Genomic DNA, 17,296 nt, shown 5'->3' on the forward strand with positions numbered 1-17,296 from the left:
CCGCCCGCTGCCGATCCATCAAAGCCTGCGGTTCGGGCCGGGGAAAATGCGCTCTGCGCTGCGGCATGTTGCAGGCGCAACAGCGGCGCAACACAGGCTGTTGCCCGGCCCGAGGATGCAACCGCGCCCTGCGCCTTTCGGTCAGAGGCTGAGCAGCAGCATGGCCGTGGTCGCCGTCAGCACCACCAGCAGAACCTTGCGAAACAGCGCCTCGGACAGTTTCCGGGACACGCCGGACCCGGCGGCGATGCCCAGTATCAGCGCCGGCGCAAGCCACGCGGCCAGCTTCAATGTCTCGGTGCCGAAGCCCGACACAAGCGTATAGGTCAGCACGTTTGCGCCATAGGCGAAAACAAAAAAGGCGAGAATGGTCGCGCGCACCGAAGTCTTGTCGAAGGCGCGCAGCGACATCCAGGTGGCGGCCAATGGCCCCGGCATGGCCAGCATCCCGCCCATGATCCCCGCCAGCGTTCCGATGGAGGCGGTTTCCACGGCGGCCGGCGGCGGTTTTGCCCGCCCGGCTGTCCGGCGCATGTCGGCGACAAGCGTGAAGGCGACAAATGCCACCATGGCAGCCGCAACCAGCTTCAACGCGGCAACGTTCAAAAGGCTTTGCAGGCCGAGGCCAAAGGCGATCCCGGCACTGCTGCCGGCCATCAACCAGAGCAGAACCCGCTTTTCCACGCCGCCGCGCAGCATCGGGGCCAGGATGAGTGCGATGGCGAGGTTGTGCAGGGCGCTGATCTGGATCGCCTCGGCGCCGTTCAGCGCGACCAGAAAGATCGGACCGGCGATGACGCCATAGCCGATCCCGGTGGCCGCCTGAAGCGTGGCGGCGCCAAAAACCGCGAGGCCGAGCAATGTCAGAAGCGCAGGATCCATGAGGCAAGTCCATGAAAAGGGCCGGATCACCGCGGTGACCCGGCCAGAAGGGGAGCCGTGGCGAGATCAGTTCATCGCGACCCGACCGGTATCGATGTCGGACAGGAAGCTGCCGTCGACATAGGCGCCGATCGACTCGCGGGTCGGAACCTCGCCCTTGATCGAACCGCGTGCGTTGATCCAGACGCCTTCCTCGACCATCAGATCGATCAACGCATCATCCAGCCCGATTTCGAAGGCATAATTGGCCGAGGCCTCGGCCACTTCGTCGGGCTTCAACGTGCCGCCCAGAACACGCGAGACCGCTTCATGCGAGGCTGCGGGGTCAGAGGTGACGACCTGTTCGGCCTCGAGCAATGCGGTCAGAACGGCAGAGACCGCCGCCGGGTCGTCGTCGATCAGCTCTTGCGTGGCGACAAGGATGAAATGGGTGTTGTAGCTGGAGATCGGGATTTCCCGATATTTCTCGCCGAGGGTCTCCTTGGCGCCGCCGTAGAAAGACGGGAACATGGCGCCGGCAAAGATGTCGCCGCGTGACAGGGCCGGCACGATATCGGGCGGGCCGACCGAAACGATCTCGGCCTCGATCGCGGCGTCCTTCAATTCGTTTTCAAGCCAGAAATGCACATTGGTGCCGGCGGTCACGCCAATCGGCTTGCCGGCCAGATCGGCCACGCTGTCGATCTCGGGGCCGCCGGTGTGGATGATGCGCGTCGCCCGATATTGCGACAAGCCGGCGATGACCTTGAAGTCCTGTTCGCGCATGGCGCCGATGACGGCGGGAAACTCGGCCATGACCGCGACATCGAGCTGACCGCCAAGCAGCGCCTCAAAGGCGGCGCGGCCGGACTGGAAGGGGATGACATTCACGTCAAGCCCGTGTTTGGCGAAAAGGTCGTGATCCATCGCCACGGACAGCTGCGGAATGTCGAGATAGGCGCCGCCGCCGAAGGTGATTTCGGAGTTCTGCGCGGTGGCCCCGGTCGCCAGGATGGCGAGGCTGCCGGCAATAAAGGTGGATTTCAGAGTATGGTTCATTGTTTCCTCCTGTTGGTTTGTGTCTTGTTCAATGATCCTCGGCGCCGGGCTGACGCAGAAGGCCGATGATGTGGTTGCGGTTCTTCAGGAAGCTTTCGGTCACCTCATGGGCGCGGCGCGGGCGCTCGTCGGTGATTTCCATGGTTTCGATGATGCGCCCCGGCCCGGCGCTCATGATGTGGGCGCGGTCGGACAGGATCAGCGCCTCATCCACGTCATGGGTGACAAAGATCACCGTGGCCATGTGTGCCTCCCAGACGCGAAGAAGGATCTCGTGCATCACCACTCGGGTCTGCGCATCCAGCGCGCCGAAGGGTTCGTCCATCAAGAGCACCTTGGGCGAGGTCACGAAGGTCCGCGCCAGCGCCACCCGCTGCCGCATGCCGCCGGAAAGCTGGCCGGGATAATTGGCCTCGCGGCCTTCCAGCCCGACTTCCTTCAGTGCTGCCATGGCGCGATCGCGGCGCTCCTGCTTCGAGATCGGAAAGCGTTTCAGCGCGAACATCACGTTGCCGAGCGCTGTGAACCAGGGGAACAGGGCGTATTGTTGAAAGACCACGCCGACGTCGGGGTTGATGCCGGTCACCGGCTCGCCATCGAGCTTGATGACCCCGCCCGAGAGCGGCACGAAGCCACCGACGGCGTTCAGCAAGGTCGACTTGCCGCAGCCCGACGGGCCGATCAGCGAGACGAAGGAACCGGGGTCGATCACCAGGTCGGTGGGGGCGAGGGCTTCGATCTTCTTGCCCTTGGGGCCCTTGAAGGTGACGGCGGCGTTCTCGACGTCAATTCTGCCGACCTCGGTGTTGGTCATGGTCTGAGGTTCCTCGACGATTTTCAGTGCTGCATTCTGCATCATGCGCTCTCCCAATGGACCAGCCGGCGGCTGATGAGGACAAAGACCGAGTCGAGCAGGGCGCCCAGGATGCCGAGCTCGATGAGCCCCACGAACATCCGGTCGGTCTGGATGAATTGGCGGGCGTCCTGAAGGCGGAAGCCGATGCCGGAGGATGCGCCGCTGAGTTCCGCCGCGACGAGGCTGAGAAAGGCCAGGGCGGCGCCGAGGCGGAGACCCACCACGATATGCGGCGCGGCGGCGGGCACGACGACCTCGAAGAACTCGCGGAACCGGTTGGCGCCCAGCGACCTCGCGGCGCGGATATAGGTTCCGGCGACGGAGGAGGCGCCGGCGTGAGTGTTGAGCCAGACGGCCAGGAACACTGTGTAGGAGATCACGAAGTACTTTGATCCCTCGCCGATGCCGAACCAGACGATGGCGATCGGCACCAATGCAATGGCGGGGATCGGCCTGAGCAGCGTCAGGAAGGGTTCCAGCGCCACCGAGAAGGCAAAGACCCGCGCGGTGAGCAGCCCGATCAGCACCCCCAGCGTCGAGCCGATGGTGAAACCGATGGCGGCGCGTTTGAGCGAGATCTGAAGGTCGGAGATCAGTACCCCGTCACGGTAGAGCTCGACCGCGGCGGCCAATACCTGTGGTGGGGTCGGAAAGAGGTTCTGGTTGACGAGCCCGAAGCCCGAGACGATCCACCAGACCGCGATCACGCCGGAAAGCGAGACGGCGAGCTGGCCGTATTTCTTGAGGTGAGTTTCCATCGCGATGCCCTTTCATCTGTTCCGGAAATCGGCCGAACGGCCATGACACCGGATGATCGGCGCGGCGCCGACGGCGTCGCGCGCGCGTTTCCGGTTGGTCTTCAGAAAGTCTTCGGCGTCCCAGCCCACCGGGCGGGATTGCGCCATCACGCAGCGGCCGTCGACGACGACGGCCTCGATCTGGTCGCGGTTGTAGAGCCGCACCAGCTCCCATTCGAAATCCCAGGACGGGGTGACTTCGGGCTGGCGCCGGTCGAGCACAAGGAAATCGGCGCGCTGGCCCGGGGCGATCTGCCCGGTCACCTCGCCAAGGCCGGCGGCATCGGCGCTGCCGCGGGTGGCAGCGTCGATCCAGGTCCAGGCCGCGCCGCAGGAGAAATCGGCGTTCTGCATGCCTTGTGAAAACCGCTGCGCAGTCTCGGCCGATTCCAGCAGGCGCAGCGCGTCCGAGCGGGTGCTGTCGGTGCCGATGCCAAAGCGCACGCCGCGCGCGGCGAAGCCCAGCGCCGGGGCGATACGGTCGCCTTTCCAGGCGCTGGCCAGCGGGTTGTAGCTGACCGCCGAACCGGTCTCGCGCAGGATCTCGATCTCGCGGTCGGTGACCAGGGTGCAATGATGGTGGAGCGTGTGCGGACCGACGGCACCGTGGTCGGCGAAATATTCCAATGGGCGCTTGCCATGGGTGCAGACACTCCAGTGCACTTCGACATGGTGTTCGTTGGTGTGGATCTGGAACATCACGCCTTGCGCTGCGGCGTAGTCCGACAGGGCGCGCAGCATTTCGCCCGGCGCGCTCTGCACCGCGGGAACGCAGAGCGAGGGGGTGATCAGCGGCTGGCCCTTGCAGGTGGCGATATGCGCCTCGGCCCGTTTGAGCGCCCCGTCGATGGCCTTGGCAATGTCGCAGTGCGAGGGCTGTCTCGTGCCGTCGACCGGCAGCGCCGCGCCGGTGGCAGAGACCAGCCGGATGCCCACGTCGGTCGCGGCCTGATGCAGCGCAGCGGCCTTTTCGCCATCGAGCACCGCGAAATTGACGATGCCGGTAAAGCCGCCACGCAGCGCCTCGAGAAACATCCACTTGGCCGAGACATAGACCGTCTCGGCGTCATAACTGCCTTCCATCGGCGTCCAGATGCGGCGCCAGATCTGCGCCGGTTCGCCGCCGGTGATCGCCTTGCCGAAGGCCTGGCCCAGATGGGTGTGCGCATCGATAAAGCCCGGCACGATGGCGCGTTCGGGCAGATCGACGACGGGGGTGCCGGCTGCAACCAGACCGCGCGGCCCGACCTGCACGATCTCACCGTCGCGGACTTGTACCACCATGTCGCTCAGCGCGCCCTCGGGCGTCAGCACGAGTTCGGGGGCCAGCGCATAGCTGCCGCGATTGGTGAGTTCCGACAATCCTGACATGGTTTTCCCAGATCCTTGTTACGCATCTTGCGAGTCGCGGGAACGACCGCTTGCAGAAAGCGTAGACAGGGTCTTCAATAGAAGATAATACTAAATTTTGCGCCACTCATAGGTAAAAACTATGGACTTTAACTGTGATCAATATTCGTCAGCTTGAATGCCTGCGTGCCGTGATGATGAGCGGAAACATGACTCAGGCGGCGGAATCGCTGGGCATAGCGCAGCCTTCGGCAAGCAGCCTGATCGCCAACCTCGAACATGCGCTGGGATTCAAACTGTTCGAACGGGTCAAGGGGCGGCTGGTGGCGACGCCCGAGGCGAAAGTGTTGATGCCGGACGTGCAGCGCACCCTGGAAAGCGTCGAGCTGACCGAACACCGGGCGCGGCAGATCCGCGACAATCGCCGGGGCGATCTGGTCGTGGTGTCCTATCCCGACATCGCCATAGATTTTCTGCCCGAGGCGCTGAGCGACTTTCTGGCCGACCGGCCATCGGTTCGGGTCCACCTTCAGGCGCGGCGCTCCGAAATGATGACCGGGCTGTTGCAGACCCATGATTTCGATCTGGCGATATCGACCCGGCTGGCCGAGGCACGCAACCTTGATGTGCGGGAATTCGCGGTGCCCTGCATGATCGCATTTCCGCGCGGGCAGGCGCCGCCGGGCCGGCTGGCGCTGGAGCCCATCGACCTGCAATCGCAACCGCTGATCAGCGTGAGCGCCGGCCACCCGAGCGCCATCCAGCTGTCCGAGCGCTTTGACCAGCGTGGCGTCGGGTATCCCGGCACGGCGGTCGAGACGCAGACCTTCGAGTCGGTCTGCGGTTTCGTGCGGCGTGGCTTCGGCGCCGGGCTGATCGATGCCATCACGGCAAGCCGTTACCGGGACGAACTGGATATCGTCGGCTTCGTGCCGACGGTCTGGCAGACGATCTATCTGCTGCGTCCGCTGGACCGGCCGGCCTCCAAGATCGCACGCGAATTTTCCGACATGCTCGCCGCGCGGATCGAGGCGCTGGTGTCCGAGGGGATGTCTGCGCCGGAGGGCTGACGGGGACCGCCAGATCCGCCTGCGGCCTTTGCGATTCCGGCACATTCGTACCGCAATTGGCTGATAGGGTCACGCCGGAGACATGGAAAGAGGTGCCCCGTGAACGCGACCGCTGCGCTTGAGTCCGCGCCCCGATGCGATCTTCGCACCGTGGTGATCGATCGCCTCGAAGAGCTGAACAAATTGCGCCGCGGGTGGGAGCGGCTTGCCGGGATCGATCCCCATGCGGGATTTTTCCTCTCCTGGGAGTGGATGAAAACCCTGCTCGCCGACAATCCCGGAAGCTGGCACGTGCTGGTCGTGCGCGATGGCTCTGATCCGCAGGAGATTGCCGCCATCCTGCCGTTGCGCCATTCCTTCCACTGGAGCGAAAGCAGCGAAGCCTGTCAGACCCGCTACGATGCGGCCGGTCGTTTTGGCCTCAGCGACGCGACCGGCTTTCTCTGCCACCCCGACCGTGAAGACGCCGCCCTTGCGGCCTTGGCGCAGTGCCTTTCAGAGATGCCGTGGAAGCGCCTCTCCCTGCGCTATGTCGCCGCCCCACATCGGGCCCGGCGCTTCGCCGATGCCTTTGACCCCGAGCGGTTTCGCATCCATTGGCCGCCCTATACAGACAACGCCGGCCGCACCGACAAGCTCCGGGTGCCGACCGTTGCCTTGCCCGGGAGCTTCGAGGCCTATTTGAATGAGACGGTGAGCAAGAGCATTCGCGGCAAGATCCGCCGCTTTCGTCGCAGGTATCTGGACGACGGCCCTTACCGCATCACGCTGACCACGCCGGAAACCTTCGCCCGGAATGCCGACGCGCTCCAGCATCTGTGGCGTGCCCGCTGGAGCGACACGCTGTCGCCGCAGGTGATGCGGAGCTATCAAAAGAAGCAGCGTTTGCTGCTCGAAAGATGCCAGGACATGGGCACCCTCTTCATGCCGGTGCTTTGGCGGGATCGGCATCCGATCGGCGTTCTGGCCCGGCTGATCGACCGTCGGAAAAAGACGATGACCGGCATGATCGCCGCCCGCGATCACCAAGACGCATTGCCCTGCATCGGCTTGTTGCTGAACGCGTTCTGTATCGAGGCCGCCATCCGCATGGCGTTGACCAGCTACGAGCTGGGCCACGGCAACGAACCGTACAAATATCAGTACGGCGCGAGCGACAAACACCTGGCGTATCTGACACTCCGCCGCCGTGGAGGAGATACGCCGGACGTCTTCAGCCCCGCGTCGACCGCCGGTGCGGCCCGTCGCGCGCAGAATGAACTCCGGCAGGGCGCACATGGGCGGACCATGGGCATCCTGCGCCAGATCGAGGATGTGTGCGAGGGGTAGGGCTTGCGGCCGGGCGGCCCTTACCTGAAGAACTTCAGCGCCATCGCGGATTTCGGTCCGGCGGCGTAGCCATGCGGTGAAAATCTCGCGTATTGCATAAACATTTAAAAGTATATATGTTTTGATCAACCTGCGGTGCCGCTCAGGCTCGCTGGGTCATGGCAATTGAAATGGCGGCCTTGGCAACGCGCGCATGTGGCGCCGCGACGGGCCCGCCGCCGGCGGTTGAACTCCCCACGAAAAGGACAGAGATAATGAACGCCTATCCAGAGCTGAACCTGTTGATCGATGGCGCCTGGAGGGCGGGTGCCGCCGGGGCCGCGCAGGAGGTCATCAACCCTGCCACGGAAGAGGTGCTTGGCGTGCTGCCCTCGGCCGCGCCCGAGGATCTCGACGCGGCGTTGCACTCGGCCGCGCGCGGGTTTGCCACCTGGCGCGCCATGTCGTCATATGACCGCGCCGCCATCATGACCCGCGCGGCACAGCTGATCCGTGAGCGGGTCGAGACAATCGCCGTCGCCGTCACGCTCGAGAACGGCAAGCCGCTGGCCGAGGCCAGGATGGAGATCGGTACAGTTGTCGATATCCTCGAATTCAGCGCCGAAGAGGGCAAGCGCCTGCATGGCCGCATCGTCGAAGGCCGCGCCGCCGGTGTCCGGCATCACGTGGTCAAGGAGCCGGTCGGCGTTTGCCTGGCGATCACCCCCTGGAACTTTCCGATCAACACCGTGGCCAAGAAAATCGGTGCGGCGCTGGGGGCGGGGTGTTCGGTGATCCTCAAGGCCTCGAACGAAACTCCGGCCGCGGCCGTCCTGCTGGTGCAGGCGCTGATCGACGCCGGCCTGCCCGAGGGGGTGGTGACGCTGGTCTTCGGGCCCTCGGCGCAGGTGACGCGCCACCTGATGGCCTCCGACATCGTCCGCAAGGTCTCGCTGACCGGCTCGGTGCCGGTCGGCAAACAGCTGGCGGTTCTCGCGGCCGAACGGATGCAGCGCCTGACCATGGAGCTGGGCGGGCATGCGCCGGTGGTGGTGTTCGACGACGTCGATATCGCCAGGGCTGTCGATCTTCTGGTGCCGGGCAAGTTCCGCAACGCCGGCCAGATCTGCATCTCGCCTACGCGGTTCTTTGTACAGGATGCGATCTACGACGATTTTGTCGCGGCCTTCACCACACGTGCGGCGGCGATCAAGGTGGGCGACGGGATGGCGGCGGGCACCATGATGGGCCCGCTCGCCAATGCCCGGCGGCTGGCCGCGATGGACGGCTTTGTCGACGACGCCCGCACACGCGGCGCAACCGTCACCACCGGCGGCGAGCGGATTGGCAACCGGGGCTATTTCTATGGCCCCACCGTCATCAAGGACGCCCCCGACGACAGCCTGGTCATGACCGAGGAACCCTTTGGCCCGATGGCCCCGATGACCCGCTTTGCTACGATCGAGGAGGTGGCCGAACGCGCCAATGCACTGGACCTGGGGCTGGCCTCTTACGCGGTCACCAATTCGCTGGAGCGGGCGAGCCGGATCGGAGAGGTGCTTGCCGCCGGCATGGTGGGCATCAATACCGTCGGCGTCGCCAGCCCGGAAACCCCCTTTGGCGGCGTCAAGGAAAGCGGCTATGGCGTCGAGAGCGGCCCCGAGAGCCTGGAACATTACCTTGTGCCGAAATCCATCGCGCTGAAACCGTATCTGTGACCAAAGCTACCAGTCGAAGAGCGGCCATGTCCGAAAGGGCGTGGCCGGTCTTGTTTCAGGCACGGGCCACTCAGAAGAAATCCCGTCCCGGGCCTGCCGCCGGGCGGGCGTGGCTTGGTGGGTGAGATTTCTATTGATATAAAGGTATATATGTTTTATTGTATCTGCAAGGCGGCGAGTCACCGGAGCCTGACGCTCGATACTTACAAAAATGTGGGTACTTGAGTTTTTTGCACCCGGCGCGGAAAACTCGCCGAAGGAAACGATTGCCCGCCGCGCGCGGCGGCACTGCCAGGGTCCGCCATGTCGCGCGGCCGAAGATGGCGAAAGGGAGGAACCGATGTCCGAAGACAAGCCGCTCGCCGGGAGAACCGCTGTGGTGACGGGGGCGGGCCGAGGGCTCGGCCGGTCGATTGCGCTCTATTTCGCCCGCGCCGGGGCGGATCTGGCGATTTGCTCGCGCACACTGGCCGAGCTTGAAGCGGTGAAAGCCGAGGTCGAGGCCTGTGGCGTGCGGTGCCTCCTCGGAGCCGTCGATCTTTCGGATCAGGAGGTCACAGCGGCGTTCTGCGATCAGGTCATTGCCGGGTTCGGCTGCGTTGACCTGCTGGTCAACAACGCCGGAGCCGAAGTGGAAACCGGGCGCATCGAAGAGTCCGATCCGGCGAACTGGTGGAAGACCATCGAGATCAATCTGCGGGGCCCCTACATGGTGACGCGCTTCCTTCTGCCGGGGATGTCGGATGGCGCCAAGATCATCAATGTGACCTCGGGCATGGGCAAGCGCGCGGGCAATGCCAACAGCGCTTATCACGTGTCCAAGGCGGCGATGAACATGTTCACCGATGCCCTGGCAAACGAGCTCTGGCCGCGCCGGATCGACGTCAACAACCTGATTCCCGGGCCGGTGGCGACCAGCATGCTCAACAAGGACAAGCCCGGCGACCGGCGCACCCCGCCGGAGGAGGTGCTGGAGCGGTTTGCCGAGGCCCTGCCGCCGGGATTCCCGGAATGGGAACGGCTGAAGCATCCCGATGAGGTCGGCGAACTGGCACTTTACATGGCGACGCGGCCAATCGGCGGGCCAACCGGTCAGAGCTTTTCGCTCGCGCGGCGGCCGCTGTGAGCCTTGCGGGGCGTCTCGATACCGGGCGGGGCCCGTGGGAGGACAGGATGACAGCTCTGACACGCGGTCTCGACCGGATCAACAGGATGATCTGCAAGCTGTTGCGATGGCTGACCATTTTCCTGATGGCGGCGATCACCCTGAATGTCTTTGCCGGTGTCTTCTGGCGCTACGTGTTGAACAGCTCGCTGCCCTGGTACGAGGAGGCCGGCAAATACATGATGTTCTGGCTGGTCTTCGTAGCGGCGCCGATCGTGCTGAAAAACCGCGGCCAGATCGCGCTCGATATCCTGCCGAACCTGCTGCCGCCGCGGCTGCGGAACCTGAACTACCTGATCATCTATGCGGTGGTTTTCGGGCTGATGTGTGTCTTTGTCTGGCAGGGCTATTCCATTGCCTGGATCGCGCGCAAGCAACAGCCTTCGTCCTTCGAGCTGTCGTTTTTCTGGATCTATTTCGCCATCCCCTTCGGGAGCGCGATTATGGCTCTGATATCGCTCGAGTTTCTGCTGAAGGCCCTGCACGGGATCTTCAGGCCCGACGCGGTCGACCTCGAGCCGGGCAACATGATCGACAATTCACTGACGTGAGGCGGCACAGCGCCGTTTGACGTACGCAAGACCGCAGCCACTGCGGGCTCTTGGGAGGAGACTTGCACCATGCCTTTGACGTTCTTCTGGGTCTTTCTGGTCCTCATGGCTGCCGGGATACCGATTGTCTTTGCCCTGGCGGCCGGGCCGCTGGCGGGCTTCCTGCTGGCCGATCAGGCGACCTTCATGAAGATGCTGCCGCAGCGCATGTTCGGGGGGATCGCGCAATTCCCGATCCTCGCCATCCCGCTGTTCATTCTGGCCGGCGAGGTGATGAATGTCTCGGGCATCACCAAGAGCCTGGTGCATTTCGCCAATGTGCTGATCGGCCATGTTCGGGCCGGGCTGGCACAGGCCAATATCGTGGCCTCGATCATGTTCGCGGGCCTCTCGGGCTCGGCCGTGGCCGACACTTCGGCGCTGGGGTCGATCTTCATTCCGGCGATGGAGAAGGACGGCTATTCCCGCCCCTTCGCCGCCGCCGTCACCGCCGCCAGCTCGGTCATCGGGCCGATCATCCCGCCTTCGATCATCATGGTGATCTATGCCTATGTCATGAACGTCTCGGTCGCGGCGCTATTTCTGGCCGGCATCGTGCCCGGGGTCATGGTGGGCGCGGGCCTGATGATCGTCACCGCGATCATCGGCAAGCGCCGCGACTACCCCAAGGCCCATCGCCGCGCCACCACGGGCGAGGTCTGGACCGCGTTCAAACCGGCCTTCCTGCCGCTGCTGACCCCGGCCATCATTCTCGGCGGCATCGTCTCGGGTATCGTCACGCCGACCGAGGCGGCGGGGGCGGCGGTGTTCTATGCGCTGGTGCTGTCGATGCTGATCACCCGCACCGTCAAGCCGGCGGATCTGGTGGGCATCTTCTACCGCACCGGGCTGGTGTCCTCCTCGATCCTGCTGATCGTCGGTTCGGCCACGATCTTTGGCTGGGCGGCCACCGTGTCGGGCGTGCCGCAGGCGCTGGGCAAGATGCTCTTTACCATCACCGAAAATCCGTTCCTGCTGCTGCTCCTGGTCAATATCCTGCTTCTGTTCATCGGCATGTTCCTCGATGCCGTGCCCGCGATCCTGATCCTCGGACCGATCTTTGCCCCGGCGCTGGCCCAAGTGGGCGTCGATCCGGTGCATTTTGCCATCATCATGTGCGTCAACGTCACCGTGGGCCTGGTGACGCCGCCGATGGGCATGATCCTCTTTGTTGCCTCCGGTCTGACCCGCACCGGCATCGAGGTCATCTCGCGCGAACTCTGGCCCTATCTCGCCGTGCATTTCCTGGTGATCGTCCTGATCTCGATGATCCCGGCACTGACGCTGACCATTCCGAAACTCTTCGGCTTTCTCTGAGCCGGCCCCACCAGACAAAAGGGAGGACCTATCATGTCTGTCACATCGAAACTCACAAATGCCGCGATCGGGTTAAGCAGCGCCATCGCGCTGGCATCCGCCGCGCAAGCCGCGGAATACACGTTAAAAATCGGGCATGTCTCCGCCGTCACCCAACCGCTGTCGACCTGCGCCGAAGTGATGAAATCGCACGTCGAGCGCTACTCCGGCGGCCGCATCGAGGTCCAGCATTATCCGGCCGGGCAACTCGGCAACTTCCGCGAAAACGTCGAGGCGGTGCAATTCGGCACGTTGGAAATGACCCTGACGTCGGGCGGCGGCATTGCCAATTTCTTTGGCCCAATTCAGGCTTTTGATATCCCCTACCTTTTTGCCAACGATCAGGTGATGGACAAGGTCATGGCCGATCGCGAGCTGACCGAGAGGCTGCGCGCCGATGTGCTGGAAGCGACCGGTTCGGTGCGGCTGATGGGAATGACCGGCGGCGTCGGCTGGCGCGACTTTTTCACCAATGTGCCGGTGAAGACCGCGGCCGATCTGCAAGGCATCAAGATGCGCACGGTGGAATCGCCGGTGTCGATGGAATTTGCAAGCGCGCTCGGCATGAATCCGACGCCGGTGCCCTGGCCCGAGCTCTACACCTCGCTGGCGACCGGCGTGGTCAACGGGACCAAGAACGCGCTGTCCGACGTGGTCGATACCAGCCTCAACGACTATGTCAAATATGCGGTCGCCGACCACCACACCCACAACCTGATCTTCTGGTGGATGTCCGACACCTGGCTGCAATCGCTGCCGGCAGACCTGCAAGCGGTCGTGGCCGATGGCTTCCACGAATTGACCAAGACCTGCAATGGCTTGCCCGGTGCTCTTTATCTCGAAAAATACCAGAAGTTCGTCGACTCCGGCGGCGAGGTGCATATCCCCTCCGAAGAGGAAAAGGCCACCTTCCTGCCGGGCCAGCAGCCGGTGATCGACTGGTTCGTCGATAAATACAGCAGCGAATATTACGACCTCGTGCAGGCCGCGGTAGACCGCGCCAATGCCGAGATCGCGGCCGAACGCGCCAGCTTTACCGGCCAATGATCACCGTGCCAGCCCTGCGGCCGCGGGGCTGGCGCCGATCAGGCCGCGTCGTCGGGGTGGGCCTGCGCCTCTTCGGACAGTTTGCGGGCCTTGAAGGCAATGCCCCATTCCCGCATCACCGAAAGCACCGGCTCCAGGGACCGCCCGAACTCGGTCAGCTCGTATTCCACCCGCGGCGGAACCTCGGCATAGACATGCCGCCTGATTACCCCGTCGGCCTCGAGCTCGCGCAGTTGCAGGGTCACCATCCGCTGGGTCGCGTTGGGCATGTTGCGGCACAGCTCGCCGAAACGCAGCCGCCCGACCAGCAGGTTGCACAGGATCACCGGCTTCCAGCGGCCGCCAATGACGCTGAGCGTCGCCTCGACATTGCTGCCGGTTCGCCAATCGTATTTCCGCGCCATCACACACCTCGTCACGCCCATGTATCGACTGGCCCGGCCTAAGCCGCGCGCGGCACGGGGTCAATTGATCGCACCGCGCGCGAAAATCGTACCATCCGCGAAAGCCGCGCAGCGCCAGGCCGCGACTGCGGCAATCCAGCAAAGGAACAGCACATGAACCGCCTCGACACCAAGGTCGCCCTCATCACCGGCGGGGCAAACGGGCAGGGGGCGATCGAAGCCGAACTGTTCATCGAAGCCGGCGCCAGTGTCGTCATCACCGATATCAATGACGGGGCGGGCGCCGCCACCGCCGACCGGCTCGGCCCGCGCTGCACCTTCGTGCAGCATGATGTCAGCTCGGAAGAGGATTGGGCCCGCGTGGTGCAGACCACGCTCGACCTGCACGGCCGGATCGACGTGCTGGTCAACAACGCCGGCATCTTCCGGGTGCTGACGCTTGAGGACACCGATCTCCGGGCCTGGGATCAGACCGTGGCGATCAACCAGACCGGCGTGTTTCTGGGCATGCGGGCGGTGGCCCCGGCGATGAAGCGGCAGAAGGCGGGCAGCATCGTCAATATCTCGTCGATTGCCGGGCTGACCTCGGCCAAAGCGCATGCCTATTGCGCAACGAAATGGGCGGTGCGGGGCATGTCCAAGGCGGCGGCGGTCGAACTTGGGCCGTCCAACGTCCGGGTGAACTCGGTGCATCCGGGCTTCATCGATACGCCGATGCTGGATGGTCACGGCGTCCCGCGCGAAGAGCTCATCGCCAGGGTGCCGATGGGCCGCACCGCCGAGGTGATCGAAGTGGCGCGGGTCGTGCTGTTTCTGGCGTCGGACGATTCCAGCTATTGCAGCGGCCATGAATTCGTCGTCGACGGCGCGATCAAGGCCTGATCGCCCGCCGCGGCCCTGTTCTCGGCCGCCCGCTCCCCAACCGGGTCGAGGACAGGTCTCGTGCGCCCATGTTGCGGGATGGAGATCGCAGATACATTCCCGTTGGATATGTATTCCGCCCAGATGTTATTGGATCGGCAAGTATTGACCGCTTAGAACGGTGGCAAGCCGAGATATACGCAAGGGAGGAATTTCGTATGATCAAAGGTCTCTTCACCACCGCCGCCACCGCGCTTGCGCTGTCGGTTTCGGCGGCCGGCCCCGCCGCCGCCCAAGCCTACCCGGAAAAGCCGATCAAGGTCATCGTGCCCTTTGCCGCTGGCGGCCAGGGCGACGTGAAGGCGCGTCTGGTGATCCAGCGGATCGAGGAAATGGACCTGCTGGAACAGCCGATGGTTGTCGTCAACGTGCCCGGCGGCGCCGCCACTATCGGCATCCGCCAGGCCAGGGATGCCGATCCCGATGGCTATACGCTGCTTTATATCCACCAGACGATGATGACCGCCGAGCTGATGGGCACGCTGGATTTCAAATACAGCGAGATGGTGCCGGTGGCCGAGACCAACTTTTCCTGCCTGATGACGGCGACCGCCGAAGGTTCGGGGATAGCCGACGTCCAGGACTGGATCGACCAGACGAGGGCCGCGCCCGGCGGCGTCAAGGAGGCCACCTTGGTGGGTAGCATCGCGCATTTCACCACCGAGATGTTTGCCAATGCCGCCGACATGAAGGTGGGCTATGTGAACGCCGGCGGCGGGGCGGACCGCATCGCCTCGATCCTCGGCAATCACACCAAGACCGCTGTCGTGGTGCCGACGCCGGTGACCCGCAATCCCAAGCTCAAGGGGCTGGTCTATTACGGCGAGGCGCGCCATGGCGATCTTCCCGATGTGCCGACCGCGAAAGAGCTGGGCCATGATGTCGTCTCCTGCCTCGACAACATCTGGTATGCGCCGGCGGGCACCCCCGATGAGGTGGTCGAAACCCTAGCCGGCGCCTTCGAGCAGGTGACCAGCGACCCGCAGTTCGCGACCACCATCGAGGCCAAGGGCGACGAGGTGAAATTCCTCGCCGGTGAGGCGCTCGACGCGCATCTGGCAGCCATCTACGAGGATCTCTCCGCCGTCGCCGACAGCCTCAGGTAACCCCTTTGCCAATGCCTGCCGGTCCGGGATCGGCAGGCCCCTCTGCCTGCGTGGCCCCCCGGGGCCGCGCCCGCCTCCTATTTGCCGGAAGAGACCATGACCCGGAAGCCCAACTACCTGTTTATCGTGACCGATCAGCACCGCGCCGATCATCTTGGATGCTATGGCAACCCGGTGGTCAGGACGCCCAACATCGACGGCCTGGCAGACCGCGGCACACGGTTCGACCGGTTCTACGTCGCCAATCCGATCTGCATGTGCAACCGCGCCAGCATCCTGACTTCGCGGATGCCGAGCCTGCACGGCGGGCGGCACAACGGCATCCCGTTGTCGCTCGATGCGACGACCTTCGTCGATCTCCTGCGCGACAAGGGGTACAGCACCGCGCTGATCGGCAAATCGCATCTTCAGGGCATGACCGGTCTGCCCGCCACCGCCAAACGTCAGGTCAAGCCCGGGCTCGAGGAGGCCTCGGAGGAACTGCGCGAGGCCATCCGGCGCCAGCGTGCGGGGGAGCCTTACGAACAGGAAACCGCAACGCGCTGGCGGGACGATCCCGCGCATCAGGTCCGCACGCCGTTTTACGGCTTCGACCATGTGCAGATTGCCAATGATCACGCCGATCAGGTGACTGGCGACTACGAGGCCTGGTTGAAGAAAAATCACCCCGAGATCGCGGCCCTGCGCGGCAAGGAAAACGCGCAGCCCGACGACCGCTATTGCGCGCCGCAGGCCTGGCGGACGCAGGTGCCGGAAGAGCTGTATCCCACCTCCTGGATCGCTGGTGAATGCGAGCGATACATCAAGGAGCGCGCGGGCGAGGAGGATCCGTTCTTCCTGATGATGTCCTTTCCCGATCCGCACCATCCGTTCACCCCGCCGGGCAAATACTGGGACATGTATGATCCCGACGAGATCGAGCTGCCCAGCTCCTTCGGCAAGGGGGATATCCCGCCGATCCACAACCTGCGCCGGCAGTTGGCCGAAGCGCCCGAGACGCGGGTGGGCCAGGACCCCTTTGCCGTCACCGAACGCGAAGCTCGCGAGATCATTGCGCTGACCTATGGTGCGATCACCATGATCGACGACGCGGTGGGCCGCATCCTGAAGGTATTGGAAGAGCAGGGGCTGGCCGAGGATACCATCGTTGTCTTCACGTCCGACCATGGCGATTACATGGGCGATCACGGCCTGATGCTGAAGCTACTGATGCATTACCAGGGACTGATCCGCGTGCCGTTCATCTGGGCCGATCCGCGCGATCCCGAGGCCCGCGGCGACGACGCGCTGCGCAGCGCCATCGACATCGGCCCGACCATCCTTGAGCGCGCCGGCATCCAGCCATTCAACGGCTGCCAGGGGGTCAATGCGCTCGAGCCGGTCGCGCGGCAGGGGCTGATCGTGGAAGAGGACAGCCAGCGCCGGATGGCGGCCTTCGAACGGCCGCAGCGAATCCGCACCTATGTCGAAAAGGACTGGCGCATTACCCTGCGCTATGGCGAAGACTGGGACGAGATGTACGACCTGAAGAACGATCCCGACGAGGTGACAAACCTTTGGGGACAGCCGGAATATGCCGCAGAGCAGGCCCGGCTGGTGCACAACATGGTTGTCGAGATGATCAACCTGCAAGACCGCGCGCCTCTGCCGACCTGTCGGGCCTAGAGACCGTCGCGAGGGAGGAGCGA

16 protein-coding genes are annotated in these 17,296 nt (G+C 64.2%); 10 read left to right on the forward strand and 6 right to left on the reverse strand.

What is annotated here, in order from left to right; all coding sequences use genetic code 11:
- Positions 1 to 141: 141 nt before the first annotated feature.
- The 5 genes from PVW49_RS03010 to PVW49_RS03030 all read right to left on the reverse strand — a co-directional run bounded on the left by PVW49_RS03010 (position 142) and on the right by PVW49_RS03030 (position 4,944).
- The gene (locus PVW49_RS03010; protein WP_074834702.1) at positions 142 to 882 is read right to left on the reverse strand and encodes a sulfite exporter TauE/SafE family protein; all 741 of its coding nucleotides are present in this window, start codon (positions 880 to 882) and stop codon (positions 142 to 144) included.
- Positions 883 to 948: 66 nt separating this feature from the next.
- Positions 949 to 1,920: an ABC transporter substrate-binding protein gene (locus tag PVW49_RS03015; protein ID WP_274589866.1), complete on the reverse strand. Its 972-nt coding sequence runs from the start codon at positions 1,918 to 1,920 to the stop codon at positions 949 to 951.
- A gap of 28 nt (positions 1,921 to 1,948) precedes the next feature.
- Entirely contained in the window at positions 1,949 to 2,776 is an 828-nt protein-coding gene (locus PVW49_RS03020; RefSeq protein ID WP_274589867.1) for an ABC transporter ATP-binding protein, read from the reverse strand.
- Positions 2,776 to 3,534 (reverse strand): ABC transporter permease, encoded by a 759-nt coding sequence (locus PVW49_RS03025; protein WP_048530417.1) that lies wholly within the window; start codon positions 3,532 to 3,534, stop codon positions 2,776 to 2,778. The genes PVW49_RS03020 and PVW49_RS03025 overlap by 1 nt, the downstream gene beginning before the upstream one ends.
- Positions 3,535 to 3,546: 12 nt before the next feature.
- Positions 3,547 to 4,944, reverse strand: a complete 1,398-nt coding sequence (locus PVW49_RS03030; protein WP_074834706.1) for an amidohydrolase family protein — start codon at positions 4,942 to 4,944, stop codon at positions 3,547 to 3,549.
- Positions 4,945 to 5,078: 134 nt separating this feature from the next.
- Between PVW49_RS03030 and PVW49_RS03035 the strand changes: the two genes are divergently transcribed.
- From PVW49_RS03035 to dctP, 7 genes are all read left to right on the forward strand, one after another.
- Positions 5,079 to 5,993, forward strand: coding sequence for a LysR substrate-binding domain-containing protein (locus PVW49_RS03035; protein WP_274564764.1), 915 nt, complete (start codon positions 5,079 to 5,081; stop codon positions 5,991 to 5,993).
- A gap of 99 nt (positions 5,994 to 6,092) precedes the next feature.
- Positions 6,093 to 7,322 carry a GNAT family N-acetyltransferase gene (locus PVW49_RS03040; protein ID WP_274589868.1) on the forward strand — a complete coding sequence of 410 codons (1,230 nt, stop codon included), beginning with the start codon at positions 6,093 to 6,095 and terminating at the stop codon, positions 7,320 to 7,322.
- 254 nt (positions 7,323 to 7,576) lie between these two features.
- The gene (locus PVW49_RS03045; protein ID WP_274589869.1) at positions 7,577 to 9,019 is read left to right on the forward strand and encodes an NAD-dependent succinate-semialdehyde dehydrogenase; all 1,443 of its coding nucleotides are present in this window, start codon (positions 7,577 to 7,579) and stop codon (positions 9,017 to 9,019) included.
- A 340-nt stretch (positions 9,020 to 9,359) separates the two neighbouring features.
- Positions 9,360 to 10,145 (forward strand): SDR family NAD(P)-dependent oxidoreductase, encoded by a 786-nt coding sequence (locus PVW49_RS03050; protein ID WP_274564769.1) that lies wholly within the window; start codon positions 9,360 to 9,362, stop codon positions 10,143 to 10,145.
- A gap of 47 nt (positions 10,146 to 10,192) precedes the next feature.
- Entirely contained in the window at positions 10,193 to 10,735 is a 543-nt protein-coding gene (locus PVW49_RS03055) for a TRAP transporter small permease (RefSeq protein ID WP_274589870.1), read from the forward strand.
- Positions 10,736 to 10,804: 69 nt separating this feature from the next.
- On the forward strand, positions 10,805 to 12,091 hold the full coding sequence (locus tag PVW49_RS03060; RefSeq protein ID WP_274589871.1) for a TRAP transporter large permease: 1,287 nt from the start codon (positions 10,805 to 10,807) through the stop codon (positions 12,089 to 12,091).
- A 33-nt stretch (positions 12,092 to 12,124) separates the two neighbouring features.
- On the forward strand, positions 12,125 to 13,177 hold the full coding sequence (dctP, locus tag PVW49_RS03065) for a TRAP transporter substrate-binding protein DctP (RefSeq protein WP_274564776.1): 1,053 nt from the start codon (positions 12,125 to 12,127) through the stop codon (positions 13,175 to 13,177).
- 38 nt (positions 13,178 to 13,215) lie between these two features.
- On the opposite strand, the gene PVW49_RS03070 is transcribed toward dctP, so the two are convergent.
- On the reverse strand, positions 13,216 to 13,581 hold the full coding sequence (locus tag PVW49_RS03070) for a winged helix-turn-helix transcriptional regulator (protein ID WP_048530436.1): 366 nt from the start codon (positions 13,579 to 13,581) through the stop codon (positions 13,216 to 13,218).
- A 153-nt stretch (positions 13,582 to 13,734) separates the two neighbouring features.
- On the opposite strand from PVW49_RS03070, the gene PVW49_RS03075 reads away from it, so the two are divergent.
- From PVW49_RS03075 to PVW49_RS03085, 3 genes are all read left to right on the forward strand, one after another.
- Positions 13,735 to 14,463, forward strand: coding sequence for an SDR family NAD(P)-dependent oxidoreductase (locus PVW49_RS03075; protein ID WP_274564779.1), 729 nt, complete (start codon positions 13,735 to 13,737; stop codon positions 14,461 to 14,463).
- 197 nt (positions 14,464 to 14,660) lie between these two features.
- Positions 14,661 to 15,608, forward strand: coding sequence for a tripartite tricarboxylate transporter substrate binding protein (locus PVW49_RS03080; RefSeq protein WP_074834717.1), 948 nt, complete (start codon positions 14,661 to 14,663; stop codon positions 15,606 to 15,608).
- 96 nt (positions 15,609 to 15,704) lie between these two features.
- Positions 15,705 to 17,273, forward strand: coding sequence for a sulfatase family protein (locus PVW49_RS03085; RefSeq protein WP_074834720.1), 1,569 nt, complete (start codon positions 15,705 to 15,707; stop codon positions 17,271 to 17,273).
- Positions 17,274 to 17,296: the final 23 nt, after the last annotated feature.

It is taken from the genome of Marinovum sp. PR37, from assembly GCF_028807375.1.
Lineage (GTDB): Bacteria > Pseudomonadota > Alphaproteobacteria > Rhodobacterales > Rhodobacteraceae > Marinovum > Marinovum algicola.

Excerpts from the sequence above, each read along its gene's own strand:
- PVW49_RS03010 (WP_074834702.1), bottom strand. The coding sequence starts at position 882 with ATGGATCCTGCGCTTCTGACATTGCTCGGCCTCGCGGTTTTTGGCGCC.
- PVW49_RS03015 (WP_274589866.1), bottom strand. The coding sequence starts at position 1,920 with ATGAACCATACTCTGAAATCCACCTTTATTGCCGGCAGCCTCGCCATC.
- PVW49_RS03020 (WP_274589867.1), bottom strand. The coding sequence starts at position 2,776 with ATGCAGAATGCAGCACTGAAAATCGTCGAGGAACCTCAGACCATGACC.
- PVW49_RS03025 (WP_048530417.1), bottom strand. The coding sequence starts at position 3,534 with ATGGAAACTCACCTCAAGAAATACGGCCAGCTCGCCGTCTCGCTTTCC.
- PVW49_RS03030 (WP_074834706.1), bottom strand. The coding sequence starts at position 4,944 with ATGTCAGGATTGTCGGAACTCACCAATCGCGGCAGCTATGCGCTGGCC.
- PVW49_RS03045 (WP_274589869.1), top strand. The coding sequence starts at position 7,577 with ATGAACGCCTATCCAGAGCTGAACCTGTTGATCGATGGCGCCTGGAGG.
- PVW49_RS03050 (WP_274564769.1), top strand. The coding sequence starts at position 9,360 with ATGTCCGAAGACAAGCCGCTCGCCGGGAGAACCGCTGTGGTGACGGGG.
- PVW49_RS03055 (WP_274589870.1), top strand. The coding sequence starts at position 10,193 with ATGACAGCTCTGACACGCGGTCTCGACCGGATCAACAGGATGATCTGC.
- PVW49_RS03060 (WP_274589871.1), top strand. The coding sequence starts at position 10,805 with ATGCCTTTGACGTTCTTCTGGGTCTTTCTGGTCCTCATGGCTGCCGGG.
- dctP (WP_274564776.1), top strand. The coding sequence starts at position 12,125 with ATGTCTGTCACATCGAAACTCACAAATGCCGCGATCGGGTTAAGCAGC.
- PVW49_RS03070 (WP_048530436.1), bottom strand. The coding sequence starts at position 13,581 with ATGGCGCGGAAATACGATTGGCGAACCGGCAGCAATGTCGAGGCGACG.
- PVW49_RS03075 (WP_274564779.1), top strand. The coding sequence starts at position 13,735 with ATGAACCGCCTCGACACCAAGGTCGCCCTCATCACCGGCGGGGCAAAC.
- PVW49_RS03080 (WP_074834717.1), top strand. The coding sequence starts at position 14,661 with ATGATCAAAGGTCTCTTCACCACCGCCGCCACCGCGCTTGCGCTGTCG.
- PVW49_RS03085 (WP_074834720.1), top strand. The coding sequence starts at position 15,705 with ATGACCCGGAAGCCCAACTACCTGTTTATCGTGACCGATCAGCACCGC.